We start from the raw sequence: 21,193 nt of genomic DNA on the forward strand, positions 1-21,193 counted from the left end.
CGGTCCTATCGCAGTGCGCCGCATCTGCTGGTGGAATTCGCGGCCGATCGAAAACTGCCTTCTGGCTTTAGTCGAATTTGCAGCGCATCGGCGATCTGAATTTCCAGTTCCTCGCGTTGGTTTTCGGAGGAGCACTGAAGTACCAAGTGTGGCTGCTCCGATTCCAATGCTGCCGATGTTTGGAGCGATTCGAGAGTCTTGGTATCGGTCTCGATGCTAGCCTGAGGGCACTGGTAGGAACCTCGCTCGATTGCTACCAATTGCCCCTGTTGGATTGATAATTTCCAATCTCCCCCACCTGGCCCGAGAATGAACAGGTTGACTCTGAGAGGATGGTACTCAAGCGTTTCGGAAGCTGGAGAAAGTAGTGCTTCCAATTGTTGTTGGATGGAGTTGTACGGCTTGGTTGCGGGAGGGCGACGCTTACCCCAGCGGTCGGCCTCACCAAATTTCAAGTAGCGGTGCAACATGGCTTCGTCGATGGGCGGGCACGGAATATGACCTGCATGCTTGCGAAGATTCGTTAGATCGAAACTGGGATCGCATTCTTCATACTCTCTGTACATCCCAATGTTTTCGTGGGCGTTGCGGTCAATTTCGCTGATCGGGCCGGTCGCTTGCGCCGATGGTCCTTCGAAAATCACGCCGCGCGAGTTGAAGTAGGTATAACCCGCTTCAATCATCTCACGTGGAGTCAACGGAATTTCGGGAGCTAGATGATACGTTAAACCGTGCGATTCCGGCGTTGTCACCAGATGGGTCATGACTTCAGATACCCAATCAACGGGTATCACATTCCGCTTTTCATCGCCTGTTAGTTCGGTCCGAACCGGTGTGTCGCGAACTCCATCGGGACCGGGAGGAGTGTTGCGAACCAAAATTGACATGAGCTTGAGGTAGAGATAGAGCCCGTGATAGGTGCTCGTATATCCGCTGACCGAATCCCCCGAGATTACTGCGGGGCGATAGACGGTAAGCGAATCGAAGCAGGTGGCCTGACGCACTAGCTTCTCGGCTTCACACTTACTCTTCTCGTAGTCATTGCGAAATTCTTGCCCGACGTCCAATTCGCATTCCTTGACCACGCCGGGACGCAGCCCTGCCACATAGGCGGTAGAAACATAGTGGAATTGGTTGATGCCAACCTGCTCACACACATCGAGCATGTTCTTCACGCCTCCAATGTTGGAACGGTAGGGCTCGCCGGAGGCTACTTCGTGGAATTCAAGTGAGGCCGCGCTATGTAGAGCGGTGTTGCAATTCTCACTTAGCCAATCCCGATCTCGCTCACTGAGCCCCAGGTAGGGGGCGCAGATGTCTCCCTCGAGCACGACGGGGCGAGGTAGCACTTGGTCCAGTTCCGTTTCCCAAGCCTGTAATATGGCCTCGGTACGATCTTGGCAACTCTCACGTTGGCTGGGGCGGACCAATAATGCCAAGCGACACTGCTTCAAAAGGAGGTCCCGTAGAAGGTATCTCCCTAGCAAGCCCGTACCACCAGTCAGTAAAATATGATTCTGCAACAATCGAATCTCCAGGTGGGGGCGGTCTCGTTGGGTATTAGAGGCATTAGTTTACTCCGTTACTTCCCCCACACAATAGGCGTTTTCGGGGGCAAAATGCCCGTTTGGCAGTATCTGGGGGAATTGGAGTCCTTGGATCTTGGCTAGGACTGTGCCGGGGGAATGGTAAGCCAACCTTTACTAATCATAATGGGCCCCACCGCATTGACGTCATGCCCAGGCGGGGCGAGGCCGTATGGCAGCAAGTCGTTAAGCCAATCAGACCTCCGCAAATTGATCGCGTGAGTCCGTTTACTTCAAAGAGGCGAAGCACCCCATTAAAGATTCAGACGACCAGCCAGCTTGGGAGTATGCAAATGCCTCAGACTATCAACTTCCCGATGCGTCAACCTCTGAAGTTGTGCGTTTGGGATTCAATGCATTTGTGAAGAAGCTCTTTTCCGGAAGTAGGGGTTCTTCGGAGAGTGAGGATTCTGCGCAGTTAGAGGTGCTGCCGCAATCGGAAATCGCCAGCTTGTTGCCCGTTCCGCAATTTGAATTGGCAACCCACAACCTTGCTCGGCTCTTACGCGAGCGATTGGAAACACGCGGTCCGGCCCATGTAAAGCTGGCAATTGTTGGTCCTGCAGGGAGCTACGCTCAGGAGATCGTCGCAAGATGGGCAGAGCAAGAAGGGCACCAAGTGGTCCAACCTCCGGAGGTTGAGCGTCTTCTACGGCCTGCCGGAGATAACGACTCGCTGGAACTTGAGAACCCGTCGATGCGATTTTGGGAGTCGATGCCTCAGGTGTCGAGCGGCGTATTGGTCATCCCTCACCTGGAGCGATTTTTTCTACGACATCATGCTGGCCTGGATCTGTTGAGGCAGTTTACGCAGTGGGTCTGGCAAGCACCATGTCGCGTGGTGGTGGGGTGTGATAGTTGGGCCTGGGCGTACTTGACTCAGGCGATTCAGATTCATTCCGTCTTTTCTCCGCCAATCGCGATGCGGGCTTTTGATCCTCACGCCCTGATGGAATGGTTTCAGTTGATTGAATCGCGAGAGCGTCCATTCCTCTACCGGGATAGCGAGGAGGAGCTGTTTCCTCCCGTCGAAACTGAAGCAGCGGGGGATTCCAATGGCAAAAGATCGGCGGGGCGTCTCACGATCGAACGCAAGACTGAGGAATTGCTAGAGAAGATCGCAGTGATCGCGCGGGGGAACCCAGGGGTCGCATGTGCTATTTGGGGGCGGTTGTTATGTACCAAGGCGCAGGAGGCGGAGTGTGAGCAGAGCGCTCGCCACCCAATGCCCGTCCGAGTGCGGGCCCTAGCGGATCTGCAACGCCCTATTCTGCCTCCCAAGTCATCAACGCGGGAAGCTATTGTGCTACACACCTTGCTGCTTCACCGAGGGCTCCAGCCCGATATCATTTTGCAGCTTGTACCCTTTCCGCCTTCGAAGGCGATCGAGACCCTGGCCTCCTTGGAAGCCGCCCAGCTGATTGAGTTGCAAGATGGGTTTTGGCGGGTCACCCTGTTGGCCTACCCAGCCGTGCGCTCAGCACTTAAAGCGGATGGCTTGCTCGTCGACGATTTTTAGGAAGCCAGATTGTGCCTGAACTACCCAACTCTCCGGAGCAAGTTAGCTCCGTTTTCCGCCAGTTCGATGACGTCGATTTCCTATTGATCCTGGGTATAGCCGTAGCCAGTTATCTGGCGATCGTAACGTCCAGATGGTGCGCCACGTGGCTTACCGGTAGGCTTCCAACGAGGTTCCGTTTCTACATCCTTCCCTGGATCCCACTGTTCCGAATCCTCTTCGTGCTGACGGCGATCTCGCAGATTGTGCCATTGGTAATCGAGCCCACCGCATCCAACCTGTTTGCGGTTTTCGGTGCGGCTAGCGTGGCGATTGGTTTTGCCTTCAAAGATTATGTGAGCAGTCTGATCGCAGGTATCGTGGTCCTGTTCGAGCGACCATACCGCGTCGGGGACTGGGTGAGTATCGAAGGGCACTATGGAGAGGTGCGTAGCCTAGGCATGAGGACTGTAAACCTGATGACTCCCGACGACACGATGGTAACCATTCCGCATAACAGCATGTGGAGTTCTGCAATTTTGAACTCCAATGGGGGCAGGCGTGATATGCAGTGTGCCCCCAAGTTCTACGTGTCGCCAACCCACGATGGTGATCACGTCAGGCAAAAGCTGCTGGATGTCGCATTGACGAGCACCTATCTTCACATCGACCATGTACCAGTAGTGGTGGCCAAGCAACTTCCCTGGGCGACTCAATACACGGTCCGCGCCTATCCCTTCGAATGCCGCGAGCAATTCGCCTTTATCACCGACTTGACCTTGCGAGGAAACGCAGCTCTTCGCCAGATAGGGATCAAGCTCCTCGTAGCACCACCTTCGATCACTCAATCCGCCGAACTCTAGTGCTTCTAGATGTTGCGTAAATCCGGACAGTTGACGGTGCCGTGTTCAAGCGTAGGCCCGCTACGTCTGTGTGCAGTCTTAAGCTCAAAGTTTCGTTGTATTAGTACCAGAATGCCATTGCTGCCAGTGCCGCCAGGAGCAGTGCAATGAGCGCGAGCGGATAGGTGTAGCCTACCAACGCTCCTGCAACTTCGGGGTGCTTCTCTTCGACGGGAGCATCCTCACCGACTGCCCCCGCCCGCAGCGTTTCGGACAGTGTGTCGGTTTCCAACTCTTTTTCATCTTTTACTTGAGTAGACATCTTCGGCTCCTTCTCGCCGTGGTTTGCACGGCAGTTGACATGCAGCGAATTCTGCTGAGGAGACTTACCATGCAAGTTGGATGCCAAGCCTCGGCAAGTGGGGGCCAGCGCCTCGATAGGATCCGCTGGATGTCTTCTGGTGGATTGGGAAGCTGTCACTCGCCCGATTCCCTTTCAGGCTGATCGCTTTTCGAGCAGGTCGCTTTTTCGGCTCCCTCAGCATGCGCCGTAAGTTGCGTTTCAATTGCAATTCGAGGGCGATCGGGCTGGAAATCGTGTGCTCTTGCGCTTCGGCATGCCCCGTGCTTCAACCCTCATGCTCTGGGCAAATTTGCTAAGCCCCAACTTTAAAGACGAAAGCTATGTTTTTGACTCTCTACCAAGAAAGCACGGCGTGAGTACTCTTACCCCTCAAATAGAAGCCATCCTGCGGGACTTGACCGATTGGGTGTCCGACAGCTTGGCTGGCAAGTCGAAACCGACCGACGAACGGATCGACGCGCTGACCGAGTCGTTGGCTACCAATGGTTGGATGCGGCACCAACCTGCACAGGGGACACTGAGTGACGCCATTGAGAGGCGAGTCCGCGACCAAAGTCGACTGGACGTCATGAATCGCGGGGCAGCACTGCGCGGACTCTTGAACCGGATTCAAGAGTCCTACGACCGGTACAGCGACATGCGATCGTCCGTTCCGAATCAACAACTCCCAATCGGTGAACGTCCAGAGAATCAACCTCACCCTCCCGTCACGACATTGGGTGGCAACTCCGCGAGCCAGTGACCATGCAAAGAGAGCCTGGCACGTTGGACTAAGGATCCACGATGCGAGTTAGATGGATCAGGCTTCGTGAGGTGGTTGCCAACCGAGTCGGCTCCTTGCGGTGCGACTGGGCGAGTGTTGGAGTCCCCAGCCAGCCAAGTCCATCCCAATGAAGAAAAATAGTTCAATTTCAAATGATCTTAAGGAGACAGCCATGTCCGCTGAACAGCGCAAGACTTTTATTGACGCGTGCAAGCAATTCGACCAAGCAATGCTGGTCACACACGCGCCCGAGAGCAATCTGATCGCACGCCCCATGTTTGTTGCTGGCGTGGAAGACGACGGTGACATCTGGTTCGCAACCGATTCCGACACTCAAAAGGTAGATGAGATCGCCAATCACCCCGAGGTGTGTGTGACCATGTCGGGCGGTGGTACCTACCTATCCATCAGTGGTACTGCTGAGGTGGTGGAGGATAGGACGATGGTCGAGGCAATGTGGAGTGAACCCTGGCGCGTCTGGTTTCCTCAAGGTCCTCAAAGCACTCGCATCGCTCTAATCCGCGTCAACGCACGTTTCGGCGAGTTGTGGTCGAATTCAGGAGTGAACCGCCTCAAGTACGTCTTTAAGGCGGTGCAGGCCTATGCGAAAGGGACGCGACCGGATCTGGACGAATCGCAGCATTCAAAAGTTAAGCTGTGATCCGGTGGAACGCATTCGGTGGCCGATGCACTTCCCCCTTACTCCGTCTCCTGACAGTCGGCTACGCCGTAGAGGCCGCGGCCTTCAGGACTTCACTGCCGCCGTTGGTTACTTTGGGCGTCGGATGGGAGAGTGAGGAACTTCAATGCGATTGAAGACTCGCGCCACCCCATCAACTTTTGCTGCGATTGTTTGGCCGATTTGCTTAAGGTAGAACGAATCGGTCGAGCCCTCGAGCACAACGTCGGCACCTTGTGAACGGCAATGGACGCGCGTCAACTGTTGGCGATAGCTGCCTTGCCGCAGCGCGCGTTCCACACGTAATGCTAGCGAATTCTGTGCTAGTGAATTTTCGGTTGGGGATGGTGAAGTCGTAGGTTCCATGACAAATCCATTCTCGTGTGTCGACTGAAATGCGGATCGCTAAGGTGGGAAGCGATTCAACGGAAGCTCACTCGAGTACACAATGAGCAAAGATTGTGCCATCCCCGCAGTCCCTACTTCTTAGGGGAAGCAGTCGTTTGGCATATGATCTGCTATTAGGTGTATACAGCAGGAACAGCTTGCGGTCCGTCGCTTGAGGAACGCCGCCCATGTGACGGAGTGCACACTCAGCGCGAGCGTAGTGCACACTGAGTGCTCGCCAGGGGCATTCCTATTAATTCCATTTACGAAAGAAAAGTGTAGGCCATACCATGAATCCGCAATTCGAAAGTTTGGGAGCAACGTCTCCGGGCCCCACCGATCCACCACCTGCGCCGGAGCGGCCCGATTCTTCGCCGGAGATTTCTCCGCCTGAACGTCCGATTCCTTCATCGCCCCAGCCCGGCGATCCGCCCGGCGGTCCCTCCCCGCTCACCGATCCTCCACCGACTCTGCCCCGCCCGGCGCCTACGACCCCAGTAGAGCCGGAGCTCTAGAGCCAGGTTGAGCCGCCCGGTCAGCGCGCGAGGCCCAACCGGAAAACGTACTCCAACTCCAACTCCAACTCCTGCTCGTGCCTGCGAATTCCCTGAAATCCTTCGTTCAGGGGCTCCCCGGGCTGTTGATTTAATAGCAATTTGATTTTTAACACGGAGGTTGCGTCCCAAACTGCCCTGTAGCGGCAACTAACTTTCCTTGCTCACGCAGCGGGTTGCTATTTCGACAGCCCGTCCCCCTACGGGCCGAGTACTTGGAAGATCGTCTCAGACGATCTCTCGGTTGTGGATCGCGCATCGCTTGGAGAGCGGCAAGGGCGTCATTGCCGCGCGCTGGTTCGAGTCTAACCAATGCGAGTCTAACTAATCGGTCTCTAGCTTCACTGCGGCATCATTGCACTAGGCTGCCGTACTCGAGCTCGATGACGTGTTGGTAGTGGTCGATGACTTCCGGCGTAGCGACTCGGGCCAAGTTCTCTTGCAAGAGAACGATTTCCAGGACATTCGTTAAGCGATGCCAGCGGGCTTCCAGGTTTGCTTGGTCGCTGGCGTGTTGTCGCAGCTCTTTCAACTTCTCACCGCGACCTTTGATCGCCTTCGATTCGGGAGCCGCGTCGATGAATGCCATGAATTCTTCCGAGCGGTCCCCTGCCAAGGCTGCTTGGGTTGGGCTGAAAGTAGATTCCAGCAATTCAGGCCATTCCCCCTGGACTGCCGCGGTTAGCCGTGTCTTTAGCCCCTCCAATCGTTGGTATTCCACAGCAACCTTGGACTCACTGGAGGCCAACTTCGTCTTAGCTTGTTTGCGGTGGCGGCGCACGTTGGCAAGGCTCTCTTGCAGATCGCATTGCAGCTGCTCCGCTAGTTCTCGAATGACCGTGCGTTGCACTACATTGGCTCGCTCGATAATCTGCTCCAGGGATTCGGTCGCTCCTAGCAGCTCGCTATCCGGCGACCGTTTCGGAGGACTCTTTGTGGCGGAATTAGCGCCACCCAAAAACATCCGTAGCAAGCCTCCTGTTTCTGCTGGAGCCCGTTCTTTCGAGCCGCTGGACTTCCTCAGCTGGCTGTACTTCCGCAGGAGAACTTCGCTGGTGGTGATCGGGATGTCGATTGTGCGGCTGTTGAGGAGCACGAATGCGTGAGCTTCTGCAAATTGAACTTTTCCATCCAAATTGTAATCTGGGGATTCGATTGGATTGCCTAGCCGATCTAGGCCGTTGAGCGCAGCCCAAAAATAGGTGCTGTATTCTTCATAGTCAGCTTCGTTGACTTCTGGCGTACAGCCCGCCGCACCGCGATCATGGCGCTGAGCGAAGAAGCCGCATCGCGGCCTGAGGTTGAGTCCAGCTTTGCGATCACTGCCGTTGAAAATTGTATCTGCAAATCCTCCGGCGTAACATTGTGTCATGATCATAATAATCGGAACGTTGGCGTCGAAACGGTCCAGCCACTGCGAGAACTCCTCAGCGTCAATGGCTCCTTCATCCCATAGTGCAATTGTCGTGTTGCGGGCATTGGGCGTTGGGGCAGAGCTTAAGTCGTTGTAGTAGTCGTCATAGTAATCGTACTCCTGTACCGCTGGCCCTCCGTGTGCTGTCACGTAGACGAACAAGCGATCGCCTGCCCGCAGCGTTCGTCCGAGTTGTCCAAACAGGGATTTGAGTGCCGAGTAAGTCGCGGGCTGATGGGCGGTACCTAGTTGATGATTGCGGTACTCAAACTGACTGACGGGGCTGCCAAACAAGCGTAGCATCCACTTTTCAGCATCCAGCTCGGTGGAATGCTCGGGATGGAACTGTAGATCCCGTGCCGAATTCTCGCCGTCGGCAAATAAGAGATGGACCGAAGACGTTGCCGCTGAGTGAGCTGCGATGGTGGACTTGGCGAAGACCACATTGCGTTCGAGGGAGACTTGATTGCTCGTCGGATCGGGCCCACCTCCCAGGATGACGAATACGTCTTCAGCCCAGCATGAGGTGCAAATCGTAGTAAGTAGGCTCAGGGCTATCCCAAGCGATGGGAGGTGAAGTGAGAAGTGTTTCACGACATGTCGGCCGGTTAGAGTTTGCAGGCAGTGGTGTCAGCGGTCGGGGTAGAACGCAGCATCCTCAAGGAATGAGGGGGACGCTGTTAAGGACCGTCGGAACAATTGTTGAAGGATAGTCGCCGAACCGCTCCGCCGGTTTGTTCGGGAACATGCCGATCGAGCGATCTGGCGACACTTATTGTTCCAACGGTCCTAAGCCTCCATTCTGTCTGGACAGACTGCTGAGTCCACCTATTATAGACAGTCCGTCCTCTAAAGGAATCTAAATGGAACTTGATCAACTGCGATACTTTCTGCGGGTCGCCGAGTTTAGCAATTTCACTCGGGCTGCCGAATCTCTGATGATTTCGCAGTCTGCTTTGAGTCGTTCGATCCAGCGTTTAGAGGAAGAGCTCGGACAACCCGTATTCGAACGCCAGGCTCGTGCTTTGAAGCTCACCGATGCTGGGACGCTCCTGCGGCAGCGAGCTCAACAAGTGCTGGCGCTCGCCGACGATATGCTGGCTGAGATTACCGATGATGGACAGAGTGGGCGGATCCGAGTTGGGGCGATTCCCACCATTGCCCCCTACCTTCTGCCCGATGTGCTCCGCGGATTCTCGACGGAGTTTCCTCAGGCTAGGTTGCTGGTGCAAGAGCAAACGACCGACGTCCTACTCAAGGGCTGCACTGACGGGGAGATCGACATTGCCATCGTCGCCTTGCCCATTGTCAGCAAGTACCTGAAAACCGAAGCGTTGTTGGAGGAGGAGCTGTGGCTTATCCTTCCTCCCGGCCATCCACTGAACGCACGCAAGAATATTCGCGTTAGCGACGTTGAATCGTGCCCGTTTGTGTTGTTAAACGAAGCTCACTGTCTATCGGATAATATCGTCGCCTTCTGTCGACATCGCGCGATTCAACCGGTTGCCGTGGAACGGACGAGTCAATTGGCCACCGTGCAGGAATTGGTTTCGTTGGCACATGGCGTGTCTTTTATTCCCGACATGGCAAAGGTTCGCGATGACTCTTCGCGCCGCGTGTACCGACGGATCGCTGGCGTGAAACCCATGCGGACGATCGCGATGGTGTGGAATCCCTACCGCTTTCAAAGCAAGTTGCTGGAAACATTCAAGCAGCATTTGCGAGGGCTGACGGCGCCGGGCAAGTAGAGGAGGCTTAAGCATTGCGCATCAGCTTGTTGCGCATCAGCTTGTTGCGCACCAGTTTGTTGCGCACCAGTTTGTTGCGCACTCTACTCGGATTGTTTTACCAAGTGAGTTGTAAACCAGTCGACCATTGCTTGCGTTGATTTCTGCGCGTCCTCACCTTCGAAGCCATGCCCGGCTTCTGGGAATTCGATCAGTTGACTCTTTACTTCTGCCTTTTCAAATGCGGCTTGAATGTTTCGACTATGTTCCACCGGCACCAGCGCGTCCTTAGTGCCTGCTAGGAGAAGGGTGGGGGGATCGTCGTGCGAAACATGCAGCAGTGGGGAATCTGGTTCCAAGTCCTGCATGGGGAGCTGCAGGGCTGGGAATTTTTCGTAAGCGGGTAGGCGGTTGGGAGCATCGGTTCCCATGGCTCTTAAATCGGTGGGAGCCACATAGGCCACCACAGCTTGGACTCGATCACTAACGCGTTCCACAGGATCCGCAGCGCTGGGCTGGCCCTCGTCCGACGCGGTTCCCAGCATTAGCGAGAGATGTCCTCCGGCGCTCAACCCAAACACTCCTATGCGATTGGGGGCAATGCTGAACTCCTCTGCATGCAATCGGATGTACCGAACGCTGCGCCGAACATCGGAAACTGCTTCCGCGATCGAAAACCGAGGACTGCTGCCATGACGCACCGCAAACACGGTAAAACCCTGGTCGGTTAGGGGACGTAAACGGACTTGCATCTGCTCAGGCGGCGTCCAGTTGGAATACCAGCCACCACTGACCATGTACAACACCGCAGCACCATTGGAGTTTTGAGTGGGGGCAAAAACATCGCATGTCATCGCCAGCCCAAGCTTGTGACCGTATACCACGTCAGGGGTGATCTTCGGATTTTCGGCAAGGGTTCGACCCTCGCAGAAGAGTGGCAGGATGGCGGTCAGCAGCAGGGGGAGTTGTCGGAGTGCAAGCTTTGGCATGTGGGAGGACTTTCGGTTTGACGAAGGTGTGCAGGGAGTTGGTGTGCAGGGGGGGGGCGGGCAGGGAGTTGGGGACATCTCGAGCGGCAAATCACTTGGCTGCATGCAGCAGTGGTCACATGAACAAATTCAGGGGATCGTAGCCTTCCCCCACGATAGGGCCTGGGGCGGTTCGGAACCAGGCATCCAGGACGGAGGCATACACTTGCCGAAAATCGAACTGGTGCTGTAAATCGCCATCGTGCAGATCGACCAGATTCGGGGGATCTCCGGTCACACCCGCCCGCACGCCGCCACCGCACAGAAACATGGGGCCCGCCGCACCATGGTCGGTCCCGGCACTCGCATTCTCAGCCACGCGCCGGCCAAATTCGCTAAAGGTCATCACGCAGACTCGGTCTGCATGGGAATGAGCGTCGAGATCGCGGATCAAGGCGCTGACCGCATCGCTCCACTCGCGCAGAAGGATTTCATGGGTCGCTGGTTGTTGTGCATGCGTGTCAAAACCATCCAACTGTACATAGTAGACTCGTGTCTGGAGCCCAGCATCAATCAACTGTGCGATCACTTGTAATTTTTTACCCAATTCACTCTCGGGGTAGGTCACCTCGCTGTGATAGCTTTCCGCCGCTTCAGCGACGCGTTGGCTAGCCACCAATGCTGAGGTTGTACTCGCCTGCAGGAAGCTCAGCAAAGCATTGGAATCCGTTTCCTGCCGTTTTGATGGAATCTGGCTGTCGAGCAATTTGCGCAATGCGTCTCGATTGGCACCTTGAAGTTGAAATTCAGCCAGCTCTCGAACGGTTGGAACGCGAACACGTTGGGACACGACCGCAAAGGGTTGTTGCTCACGACCCAAATGCAGCGCGGGGACATCTCCACCAGCGGACTCCTGCAGCGTGTCCAACAAGCGTCCCAGCCAACCGTCGGGACGCGGTTGGTCCTTGCGGCGGCAGGTGTGCCAAATATCCATCGATTCAAAATGCGAACGATTGGGCTGGTCGTAGCCCACCCCTTGAATAATCGCCAATTGTCCAGCCTCGTAGAGGTTCCCCATGCCGGACATCGCGGGATGCAATCCAAGGTCGTTACCACATGGAATAACGGAAGATTTCTCGATCGCCAACTTGGGACGGGCCCGCCGGTACTCTTCGTCTGTATAGGGGATCACGGTGTTTAGACCATCGTTTCCTCCCGATAGTTGAACCACCACCAGAATCCGCTCATCGCGAGTATTTCCACGTTGAGCAGCTTCGGCAAAGCAGGCTGGAACCGCAGCGCCAATGCCAACAGCCGTCGCGCCACCCAGAGAGGACTTCAAGAAGCGACGCCGGGATGAATTGATTGAAATGTGCATGGTTTAACCTAATTGGCATTCCGGTAGGGAGGTGACGGCGTGCAGCAGGGCGCGAAGCTTCAGTTCTTTCCCTCCCGAGGATCGCTCGTACGATTGTAGCAATTGGTGCTGCGTTGCATCGCTCAAGGGGATAGCCAGCAAGCAGCGGCTCAAGTATTCGATCGTTTGCCGCGGAGTCCCAATTTGTCGTGCCTCCAGATAGTCGCTGAAGCTCATGCCGGCGAATCGAGTTGAGTCATCCGCTAAAACTTTGGAGATAAGATTGGCACGTCCCAATAACGTGGAAGAATTAATCCACGTGCGTCCGCCATCCCATCCCTTAACATTGGGTGGGTAGAACAAGCCCTGGCCAAGTTCCAGCAAGCCGGATGCGAGGGTTTGAGTATTGGTGGTGGCGCTCAGACAACGGAGAGAGCCGAGGATGAGCTCTACTGGAGAGCGGATTTTCCGCCCCATCGCGTGCTGGGAAAAGAATAGATTGCTGCTCAGGAGTTGCTGCAACACAGGGGCAATTCGCAGCCCCTGTTCTCGAAAGGTGTTCGCTAAGGGTTGCAGCAACTCATCCGCAGGCGCGGGTTCGTCGCTGATAAAGAAGCGATACCACTTGCGAACGAGAAATAATTCGAGTTGTGGTTGTTCCAAGACAATTTCAATTCCGTCTTCGCCATCGAATGCACCGCTTTGTCCCAGGATCGATTTCGTCCCGGAGTCCTGTTGGTACCTGTTTTTGCGGAAACGCTTATTCTTGACCTCCCACCCGGTAAAGCATCGGGCAAGTTCTTGAATATCGGATTCACTGTAGTTTCCTTCGCCCAGGCAAAAGAGCTCCATCAACTCTCGAGCGAAATTCTCGTTGGGGTGTGCCTTGCGATTCACCGCGGAATCGAGGTAGATCAGCATGGCTGGATCTTTGGAAATCCGTTGCACCAATTCACTGAATTCTCCGAGCGCGTGCTCCCGCAAAAATTGATTCTGATTCCACATCATGCGGGCATTTTGTACCTTTTCTGCGCTGGTTGCAAAATGGCCATGCCAAAATAGAGTCATCTTTTCCAGAAGCTGGTTGGGCGTATACAGAAAGCGATAGACCCAAGCGGCAGACAGTTGCCGCGGATCTCCACCCGCCATGACTGTTTCGGCCAGCAGGTTTGCAGTTGCCCGGAAGTCGCTCTCTTCGGTGTTCTGCGCCAGCAATTCTTGGACGATGACTACGGGCGGACGCTGCCGTGCGTCAATCAGCACGTTGTGGTCAGCGCCCAGGCCGGCGCGGCGAAAGAGATGTGCCGCCCTCGCATCATCCCACGGGATTTTCGAGCTCGGTTCGAAAGGGGACCAAGCCCATTCAGGATCAATGCGTTGCATGCTCAGGGATTCGCTCATTGGACCTGCTCCACGTTGAACTGGATTTCTGCATCCAGAGTTAGCTGCGCCTCCGACACTTTAAGAGAGACCTGCGCGTCACGGAGGAAGGTGAGGAGATCGAGCAAGAGTCCAATCTCTCCTTCGGCTGCTTCGCGAGGCTGCCCTTTTTCGAGCATGCTGTTGGCAATTAACTGCTGTTTGTTCGCCTGCAAGACCTCGTGCAATGCCCCCGCTTCCAAGATGACTGCAGTGTTCATTGCCGTCTCCTGCGACCGCCGCTCTGCTGAGAGGTTGGGGGCCAAACCCACCAATTCTCGTGCCAAGGCTGTCGTGCTGGAGAAGATGATCCGCTCGCCAGCAAAGGCTAGCGTCGGTGAGAAATTGAAATTGATGGGAGCACGCTGGCTCTCACGCTCCTCGTGCTCCGGTACGTAGGTCGCAGTGATCAATTGAGCCGCGTCTTGGACTTCCATCCCTAGGTCGAGTTGGGGTTGACCGTTCATGGCCCCTGTAATGTTGAGAAAGCCGATGAAACTCTGAAAGACCCTGCGGAGGGAGGGAGTCGTTTCGGTGGAATCTCGCATGCGAAACTGAATCGCAAATGCCGGCAATTGGATTGCTGGTTTGGGAAGAGTGTCGGTGAAGTCTTGGGTGCTGCCCACGATCTGGAGCGAACTTCGAAATGCACCCAGAATGTCTTCGCCAAAGTCCTTGCCACTGAAAAAAGTGGTCAACTGCGAGTCGGTTTGCGTCAATTGATCGCTCGCCTTGTCGCCCAGTAAGTCTCCAGCTTGCAGCCACATCTGAGATAGATCGCGGTGAGCGGATAGGGCGAACAGTCTATTCTCTACTTGAAGCAATTCAGGGGCGGAGGCGAGTTCGGGGGCTCCAAAGGAATATTCGCGAGGCGTTTCCCAAGCCCGATCATGAGGAGTTTCTAACTGCAATTTCATTCCGTTGGAATCTAGCTTTAATCGTCCGGTGACATGGGGCGTCTGACGCAAGTTGGCGAGGATACCTCCCAAGGCAAGTTCTCCGAAGTAGTTGTCGATCCTTTCGGTGAACAGCTTCTTAGCGACCCCAGCTTCGCGGATAGCCTGAATATCGAGATAGGCTACGACTGCGTCGGCGTTGTCCGATGGTTCCTTAGCTTGTACCGCCTCGGCAAAAGCCGGGCTGTTCTGCAAGCAATTTTCAGTGCCCTCGACATACTGATCGATGATGGCTTTGCCAAGCTCGCGTCGATTGGTTAGCACCAACCAATGGTCGAGCTGCACCAGTTTGAATTCCTCGTTGAGGTTGTGTACCGGAAACCCGCGGTAGTCGGCTTCTTGGGCGGGAACGCCTCCTGCCTGCAACATTCGAATGGCTAGCACGAAACCCTTCAAACGGTCGATCGCATTCTTGTCGGTGGATTGGACCAGCACGGCCAGTCCCCTCTGCTCCCGGTCCACTGCTAAGGTGATGCCTCGGTCCGCAACCGTCGCTAGAGCTTCGGGCCAAGGACGCCTCATGTTGGCCTCGAAGGCCTGGACACCCATGGTGAGCTTCTGAAAGCCTTCGTTCTGCGTTGCGGCAGCGTAAGCGGGCATGGCCGACAGACGCTCGCGGAGTGGGTGGTTCAGGACCAGGTCCAGCGTGGCTCCAATGTGATTGACCTCTGCATAGGCCACGATGGTGGGGGGCAGCAAGCTGGCGCTGCTGCGCGCTTCCTCGGCCGCTTCGCTGGCAACCAACCAGCCGGGGAGCAACCCGAGCGCTAGGAGTGCAAGAGCGCTGCGGCCGCAATAAAAACTGTGCATCCGAATTTTCTGCATCGTCAATGGCTGGCCGGTCATGAGGGAGTTGCTCTTGCGGAAGGGGGACGGTTGCAATTCTATACCTATGAGTCTATTCTCCAGCGGTTGTTGTCGCTTGGTATCAGTCTGTAACAAACTGTCGGAAATGTTCGCGCTTGACCTAACCTGAGCGCTGCTGAGAGGTGGAGATCGCTCCAGCGCGTCGATTGAAAGCGAATTACGCATGCCGCACCTAGATGATCGATTGAAAGCTGTCGCGCGACAGCTCCGCTCCGAGGTGCACGTCGATATTGGTTCCGACCATGGCCATCTCTTAAAGGCCCTCTTGGCGGCCGGACGAATCCGTCGTGGTATCGCCATTGAGAATAAACGCCAGCCCTTCGAAAACTCGAGGCATACCCTGGCGGGAGTGAATGCGGAAGTGCGTTTCGCGGATGGTTTAGAAGGAGTGCAGCACGGCGAGGCGAATAGTCTCAGTATCTGTGGCATGGGGGCAGAATCCATTTTAAACATCCTCCAGGCGTTTCCCTCCCGAGTGCCCCCGTTGGTCGTGTTGCAGCCCAATCGTTGCCCTGAAGTGTTACGCGCATGGGGGCTGCGAAATGGTTTTCATCTGTGCGACGAACAGTTGGTCTACGGACACTGGCCCTACCCCATCCTCCGCTTTGAACAGGCACAAGACGCTCGTGATCCTGCCTACGAGGGGCTGGGACGCGAAGCCGCGTTGCTCTGGGGGCCGCATTTAATTCGGCGGTGGGAGCCCGAGTTCGTGGCTCGCCTCCGCGAAGAAAAACGCTATTGGAGTGACTTCAAACGCTTGGGGCCAGACAACGCCCAGCGGCTGCAGCTCCTCCATCAAATTTTGTCAGGTGTGCAGCAGTGATTTTGCCCGCTGATGCCTGGGGCGTAGGTGGCCCAAGGCCGTCCGTTGGCTTCCGCATTGCTTTCAACAATTGCGCGTCGACACCCTACTGAGGAAGGTGCGGAGCGGCATTCAGCGGCTCGCTACGAGACTGCTGTGCATTTCTATTCGGTCGAGACGGAAGTGGAAGCAAGATACCGCAACACAATTTCATTGGGAGACGCCATAAAGCATTCGCGTTCGGGGGCATCTGCAATCCAAATGATGGGACGGAGAGTCGGTTCCGTGCGAAGTTGTGCCGGATCGACAAGCCAGTCAACGTCGACGCGATGCTGGAGGTCGGGGAATTCCCAGGTCCATTGTTGACCAGAGCTCGCTATTCCTACTGCGAAATCATCGTCGAGTTCGCTCCAGTTTTTCGGCCAAGAATTGTCGTTCGCTCTCATGTGTTCAATGCACATATAAGCTACCGCCTGGGCAGCGTACGCGCTGCGAGTCACTTCGAAATTATGGCGAGTGCGGGCAATGACCATTAAGATGGTCCAAACTAATACTGCAGCAAGGGAGACCGACAGCATCAAGGTTTTCAAATTGAATTGTAGGCTGCGCATCATCGTAACCGTGTCCGAGTAGCGACCCTTGGGGAGGCCAATTGGGTCAATTGCTGTCGTCGCAGGAATGGAAGGGGCCAATCCAAAATGTTCTGAAAGGTGAAGCCCAGATTGTCGTTATGGCTCAAACATTTGTATTCACCTGAAAGGGCGTTGACCGCGGATTTTGCTCTGCGGTGCAGTCTGTCGCGATTGCACAAGTCGAAGACTGGGGAGGGATTGCCGGAGAGCGGCAATTCCGGAATCGGTCACCTTGGTATCGACGAGGTTGAGATTCTGGAGTTTCGGCCAGCTCCTGAGTTCCATCAATCCGGTGTCGGTCAGAGCTGAGCTCTTGATCGATAAAACTTCAATGTGTGGCATGCCACCGATGTTCTTCAGCCAACCGTCATCAATTCGGGGATCATTCAAGTGCAGATAAATCGACCGCCCAGAGAATGTGTCTCCCACCAACTGCCGAAGTAAAAACTGGCCCCGCGGCTCTGTAAAGACTTGGGCATTGACGGTCTTCAACATGGCGATCTGGTATCGATCCAAGTACCACGGAACGAGAATTGCATTTGCGGCTGCGAGCAATACTGCGACTACCGCAACGCTGATTAGGAACGTGCGAATTCCAAATTGCAGCCTCCGTGGGCTAGGAGCATTAGAGGGCGATTGCATGGGAGTTCCTCGTCGTGGTTTACCCTTAATGCAAGAACGCGTTCATTCAGCAGGCTTACGAGACTGGTATTCGCGTCTACGCGGATTCATGACGCGGAAGGTTGTTGCCAGCGTTTTATCGATTTTCAAAGCGATAGAGATGGGTCGTGGTTCTTACGATTAGAGAATCTCCAATGACCGCCGGAGAGGCGTTGCAGCCACTGGGGAGTGTGTTTTCCGATACGAGTTGCGGAGTATCGCCGAGCGTGTACACGTAGCCCTTGCCGTCATGATCAAACGCGTAGAGGTGAGTTTTCGTGGCAAGCAGTGATGCGCTGAACTTGCCTCCCAATCGCTCTTTCCAAACAATCTCGCCGGTCTCCAGGTCGAGTCGCTCTAGGATGCCATCATCGGTGACGTCGAACAAGCGCCCTGCGACCAGTACCGGACTGGGCTTGGCGCCGATGCCCTTGCGTTGGCTCCACTGGACATGCGTGTCGGTGACATCGCCCTGCCCATCGACTCTAACGCACAACATCTGTGCTTTGCTGAAACCACTGCTGAAGTAAATTCTCTCGCCATCGAACAGCGGTCTGACGGTGGTCGAATGCTCGTCGTAGCGGACCCGCCAGAACTCTTCACCGGTGTCCGGATTGAGGGCTAGTAGAGTCTTGCTGGCTGGGCTGATCAGCTGATCGACTCCTCCGACTTGGATGATGATGGGGGTTGAGTAGGCTTTGTAGAAATCTCCGTTGTCGGTGCCATAGTCGATATCTCGATCGACTTTCCAGATCGTCTGCCCTGTGTGTCGGTCGAGCGCTATGGCGTATTGAAAATCAAAGCCATCCATGTGAAAGATCAATTTGTTTTCATACAGGATCGGCGAGCTGCCTGGCCCTCGGAAGTGGTTGCAGGGTAAATCGCGTCGTTCCCATATCGTTTCCACTGTATTGCGGTCGAGACAAGCGGTGCCGTACGATCCGAAATGGACATACACATGTTGCTCGTCCAAGATGGGAGTTGGAGAAGCGTAGGTGTTCGTCGCGTGGTGATCGGGTTGAGGGGTGTTGTTGTCGTAGAGCAGTCGATCGTGCTTGATGGCGCCGGTAGCAAAGTCGATGCATAGCACGGAAAGCTGGCTGCCATCCTCCGATGCCGTGGTTAGCCAGACCTCGCCGTCCGAGGCGACAGGCGAAGACCATCCACGGCCGTGAATGGCAGTTTTCCACACGCAATTGTCTTCCTCGGACCAGTGCGTTGGAAGTTGGGCCAACAAGGCGAGTCCGTTGGCGGAATTGCCACGGAATTCACGCCAGCTATCTGCCGACGTTAGGTCCGCAGCCTGCCCTTGGGCCTGAAGCGCCAGCAGCGACCAGGAAGCTGCAAAAGCTAATGTCACCACGGCTTGTGAGGCAGAACGAATATGGGATGGGGGCACTCTAGTGGACATCATGGCATTCAGTAGGTGTTCGAGTGGAGAGCCGGAGGGGTGTTGCAGGGGCGCCAAGCGTTGCTGCACCCATTCTAAACGAAACAGGGAGAGCCATTGGCGTTGCGCGGGGCGATAATTGCGGGAAATAACACCGCTAGCCTCATCCTGGCGAGAGTTCAGTGCGGTTCATCCAGCGATTTTAAGAAAGTACTGGATCGCAGGGCAGTCTCCAGGGGCCGGTGTCCCCGACGCGGTTCGCCCCGAAACTCATCCCCGTGGGCTGGAAGCGGCAGCGGGACGTTGCCGGTTTTAGACCGCAGCCTTCATGAAAGGTTCTCGATTCCCTCGCGGATCCATTACGAATGTTACGCAAGATGTTCGGACGAATCCGACCGAATCGAGTTCGCGGGACTACGAACTTCTGGGAAGCAATTCCAATTGGCTGTCGGCTGTTGAACCGCAGCGACGGGGAAGTTGTGGATATCAGCTCCATCGCTAACTAATCGGCGACCCATTGTTCGGCAGTGGATTTGATTCCCTTCAAGTCCAATTTACCGCTTCCTAGGATAGGGATGGCTTCCACTTGCAGGAAGCTATCCTCACTAGGTAGGTAGAGATTGGGGAGGCCTGCGGCGCTGAGCATTCGCAGGATTTCTGATTTGGGCCGAGGCAATTCGGTGTGCAGCACGATCAGGCGTTCGCCCCGTTTGATGTCGGGCACACTGGTAACCGCCACCCGCAATGTCCCCTCTTCATCGGTTCCCACGATCTGGGCTAGAGCTTCCTCAATCTGGATGTGAGGCACCATCTCTCCGGCAATTTTGGAAAATCGGCTTAGTCGGCCGGTGATATGAATAAACCCCTCGCGATCGATGAACGCCACATCGCCGGTGCGGTACCAGCCATCGTGCATTACTTCCGCGGTTAAGTCGGGTTGGTTCAAGTAGCCTTGCATGACGTTGGGGCCACGGATTTCCAGTAAACCAGGTTGTTCGGCAGGTAGCACATGGTCATTGTCCAAATCGACCGTCCGGGCTTCGATCCGATTGCAGGCTTGGCCGACGCTTCCCTCACGCAGACCGACCGTCGGACGGTTCCCTTGACGCGACGGAGGGATGTTGACGGAAACCAATGGGCTGAGCTCGGTGGTTCCGTAACCCTCGACCGGTCGCACGCCAAACTTTTGCTCAAATTCACCGAAGAGATCGAGCGGCATTTTCTCGGCACCCACGACCACTACTTCGAGTGTTTTGAATTGTTTCGGTTCAACGCGGCGTACATAGGATCGCAAGAAGGTGGGGGTGGCCAGGAGCACGGTGGCTCCGAAGTTTTCCGCCAATTTACCGATAGGCCGGGCTTCCAGGGGGCTGAAATGGAAAGCTGTAGCGCAGGGGAGTGTGAGCGCCGACCAGAGCGTGACGGTGTAGCCGAACGAATGGAAGAAGGGGAGAATGCCCAGCACCATATCGTCCTCATTGAGATGGATCGCTTCGTCGATCGCCAGAATGTTGCTGGTGATGTTGCCACCGGTCAGGACAACACCCTTGGGGATGCCGGTCGACCCCGAAGTGAAAATAATAGTCAGTGGGTCGCAATGGCGTTGATGCGATAAGCCCAATGCTCTGTGCAGGCCATCGGCAGAACGAAAATTCGCATTGAGAAATGCAAAGAGTTTATCCCCGACCGAGATCTCTTCCTTAACATCTTCCAAGTAGATCAAGGGGCAGCCCAGGTCGACTCCCACTTTCTCCATGAATTTGCGACTGGTGATGACGTGTTTTAATCCCGCCGCCGCACAGCACTGCTGCAGCACTTCTGAAGTGACCGTATAGTTCAGGTTGACCGCGACGCGGTCGGCCAGTGCCAATGCAAAATTCGCGGCAACGGCCGGTACGACCGGCGGTAGAAAGATGCCCACATGTTTTTCATCTTCGGCGAGCGCGGCTCGCACCAAATAGTTGCGCAGCGCCAGTGTGCGTACGAGTAACTCTTGACCGCTCAGTTTGACACCCGTGGAATCGGCTGTTTTTAAACGCTTGCCTCGCTGCTTCAATTGCCGCAATAAACGAAGCGTTACCACCGGCGTCGAGTGATCGAATTCAGTTTCAGTTGACGAGGGCTGCGTGGCAGCGCGGTCGATTTCAGGCACGTCGATTTCCGGCACAAAGAGAGCTTTCTGTGGGCAGACTGTTCTGTCACGGTTCTTGGGGGGACGCCGCGTAGGAGCCAGTATCGAGCAAGGATCCTACATGCTTTTCCATCGAACCGCACGAATTAAACCTTAAACGACTGATGCGTGTCAATTCGGGGGAGTTGGGCAGCACG

At 55.4% G+C, this 21,193-nt stretch carries 19 protein-coding genes; 7 read left to right on the top strand and 12 right to left on the bottom strand.

Annotated features, from left to right (window positions below; genetic code table 11):
- Positions 1 to 5: 5 nt before the first annotated feature.
- Complete coding sequence (locus Q31a_RS04505) at positions 6 to 1,523, bottom strand: SDR family oxidoreductase (protein ID WP_197356200.1); 1,518 nt, start codon at positions 1,521 to 1,523, stop codon at positions 6 to 8.
- Positions 1,524 to 1,947: 424 nt separating this feature from the next.
- Here Q31a_RS04505 and Q31a_RS04510 point away from each other — a divergent pair, with 424 nt between their 5' ends.
- Positions 1,948 to 3,105 carry a hypothetical protein gene (locus tag Q31a_RS04510; protein ID WP_145074618.1) on the top strand — a complete coding sequence of 386 codons (1,158 nt, stop codon included), beginning with the start codon at positions 1,948 to 1,950 and terminating at the stop codon, positions 3,103 to 3,105.
- 11 nt (positions 3,106 to 3,116) lie between these two features.
- A complete protein-coding gene (locus tag Q31a_RS04515; RefSeq protein ID WP_145074621.1) occupies positions 3,117 to 3,947 on the top strand; it encodes a mechanosensitive ion channel family protein in 831 nt (276 codons plus the stop codon).
- A 100-nt stretch (positions 3,948 to 4,047) separates the two neighbouring features.
- Here Q31a_RS04515 and Q31a_RS04520 read toward each other — a convergent pair whose 3' ends face one another.
- Positions 4,048 to 4,248, bottom strand: coding sequence for a hypothetical protein (locus Q31a_RS04520; RefSeq protein WP_145074625.1), 201 nt, complete (start codon positions 4,246 to 4,248; stop codon positions 4,048 to 4,050).
- Between the two features lie 394 nt (positions 4,249 to 4,642).
- On the opposite strand from Q31a_RS04520, the gene Q31a_RS04525 reads away from it, so the two are divergent.
- Positions 4,643 to 5,032 carry a hypothetical protein gene (locus tag Q31a_RS04525; RefSeq protein WP_145074648.1) on the top strand — a complete coding sequence of 130 codons (390 nt, stop codon included), beginning with the start codon at positions 4,643 to 4,645 and terminating at the stop codon, positions 5,030 to 5,032.
- Between the two features lie 193 nt (positions 5,033 to 5,225).
- The gene (locus Q31a_RS04530) at positions 5,226 to 5,714 is read left to right on the top strand and encodes a pyridoxamine 5'-phosphate oxidase family protein (protein WP_197356202.1); all 489 of its coding nucleotides are present in this window, start codon (positions 5,226 to 5,228) and stop codon (positions 5,712 to 5,714) included.
- A gap of 108 nt (positions 5,715 to 5,822) precedes the next feature.
- On the opposite strand, the gene Q31a_RS04535 is transcribed toward Q31a_RS04530, so the two are convergent.
- Positions 5,823 to 6,098 (bottom strand): BON domain-containing protein, encoded by a 276-nt coding sequence (locus Q31a_RS04535; protein ID WP_145074654.1) that lies wholly within the window; start codon positions 6,096 to 6,098, stop codon positions 5,823 to 5,825.
- 311 nt (positions 6,099 to 6,409) lie between these two features.
- Here Q31a_RS04535 and Q31a_RS04540 point away from each other — a divergent pair, with 311 nt between their 5' ends.
- Positions 6,410 to 6,634, top strand: coding sequence for a hypothetical protein (locus tag Q31a_RS04540; RefSeq protein ID WP_145074657.1), 225 nt, complete (start codon positions 6,410 to 6,412; stop codon positions 6,632 to 6,634).
- 391 nt (positions 6,635 to 7,025) lie between these two features.
- On the opposite strand, the gene Q31a_RS04545 is transcribed toward Q31a_RS04540, so the two are convergent.
- Entirely contained in the window at positions 7,026 to 8,681 is a 1,656-nt protein-coding gene (locus Q31a_RS04545; RefSeq protein WP_145074660.1) for a hypothetical protein, read from the bottom strand.
- 269 nt (positions 8,682 to 8,950) lie between these two features.
- Between Q31a_RS04545 and Q31a_RS04550 the strand changes: the two genes are divergently transcribed.
- Positions 8,951 to 9,835: a LysR family transcriptional regulator gene (locus tag Q31a_RS04550; protein WP_145074663.1), complete on the top strand. Its 885-nt coding sequence runs from the start codon at positions 8,951 to 8,953 to the stop codon at positions 9,833 to 9,835.
- Between the two features lie 83 nt (positions 9,836 to 9,918).
- Here Q31a_RS04550 and Q31a_RS04555 read toward each other — a convergent pair whose 3' ends face one another.
- The 4 genes from Q31a_RS04555 to Q31a_RS04570 all read right to left on the bottom strand — a co-directional run bounded on the left by Q31a_RS04555 (position 9,919) and on the right by Q31a_RS04570 (position 15,360).
- On the bottom strand, positions 9,919 to 10,803 hold the full coding sequence (locus Q31a_RS04555) for an alpha/beta hydrolase family protein (RefSeq protein WP_145074667.1): 885 nt from the start codon (positions 10,801 to 10,803) through the stop codon (positions 9,919 to 9,921).
- Positions 10,804 to 10,918: 115 nt separating this feature from the next.
- Positions 10,919 to 12,160, bottom strand: coding sequence for a DUF1501 domain-containing protein (locus tag Q31a_RS04560; RefSeq protein ID WP_145074670.1), 1,242 nt, complete (start codon positions 12,158 to 12,160; stop codon positions 10,919 to 10,921).
- Between the two features lie 3 nt (positions 12,161 to 12,163).
- The gene (locus Q31a_RS04565; protein WP_145074673.1) at positions 12,164 to 13,540 is read right to left on the bottom strand and encodes a DUF1800 domain-containing protein; all 1,377 of its coding nucleotides are present in this window, start codon (positions 13,538 to 13,540) and stop codon (positions 12,164 to 12,166) included.
- The gene (locus tag Q31a_RS04570; protein ID WP_197356204.1) at positions 13,537 to 15,360 is read right to left on the bottom strand and encodes a hypothetical protein; all 1,824 of its coding nucleotides are present in this window, start codon (positions 15,358 to 15,360) and stop codon (positions 13,537 to 13,539) included. The genes Q31a_RS04565 and Q31a_RS04570 overlap by 4 nt, the downstream gene beginning before the upstream one ends.
- A gap of 184 nt (positions 15,361 to 15,544) precedes the next feature.
- On the opposite strand from Q31a_RS04570, the gene Q31a_RS04575 reads away from it, so the two are divergent.
- Positions 15,545 to 16,204 carry a tRNA (adenine(22)-N(1))-methyltransferase gene (locus Q31a_RS04575; RefSeq protein ID WP_145074679.1) on the top strand — a complete coding sequence of 220 codons (660 nt, stop codon included), beginning with the start codon at positions 15,545 to 15,547 and terminating at the stop codon, positions 16,202 to 16,204.
- Positions 16,205 to 16,347: 143 nt separating this feature from the next.
- On the opposite strand, the gene Q31a_RS04580 is transcribed toward Q31a_RS04575, so the two are convergent.
- The 4 genes from Q31a_RS04580 to Q31a_RS04595 all read right to left on the bottom strand — a co-directional run bounded on the left by Q31a_RS04580 (position 16,348) and on the right by Q31a_RS04595 (position 21,017).
- Positions 16,348 to 16,797, bottom strand: coding sequence for a hypothetical protein (locus tag Q31a_RS04580; RefSeq protein ID WP_145074682.1), 450 nt, complete (start codon positions 16,795 to 16,797; stop codon positions 16,348 to 16,350).
- Between the two features lie 135 nt (positions 16,798 to 16,932).
- Entirely contained in the window at positions 16,933 to 17,457 is a 525-nt protein-coding gene (locus tag Q31a_RS04585) for a hypothetical protein (protein ID WP_145074685.1), read from the bottom strand.
- Between the two features lie 115 nt (positions 17,458 to 17,572).
- A complete protein-coding gene (locus Q31a_RS04590) occupies positions 17,573 to 18,889 on the bottom strand; it encodes an outer membrane protein assembly factor BamB family protein (RefSeq protein ID WP_231691064.1) in 1,317 nt (438 codons plus the stop codon).
- 478 nt (positions 18,890 to 19,367) lie between these two features.
- Positions 19,368 to 21,017, bottom strand: a complete 1,650-nt coding sequence (locus Q31a_RS04595; protein ID WP_231691065.1) for an AMP-binding protein — start codon at positions 21,015 to 21,017, stop codon at positions 19,368 to 19,370.
- Positions 21,018 to 21,193: the final 176 nt, after the last annotated feature.

Origin of the sequence: Aureliella helgolandensis, assembly GCF_007752135.1 — a bacterium.
In the GTDB taxonomy this organism is placed as follows: Bacteria; Planctomycetota; Planctomycetia; order Pirellulales; family Pirellulaceae; genus Aureliella; species Aureliella helgolandensis.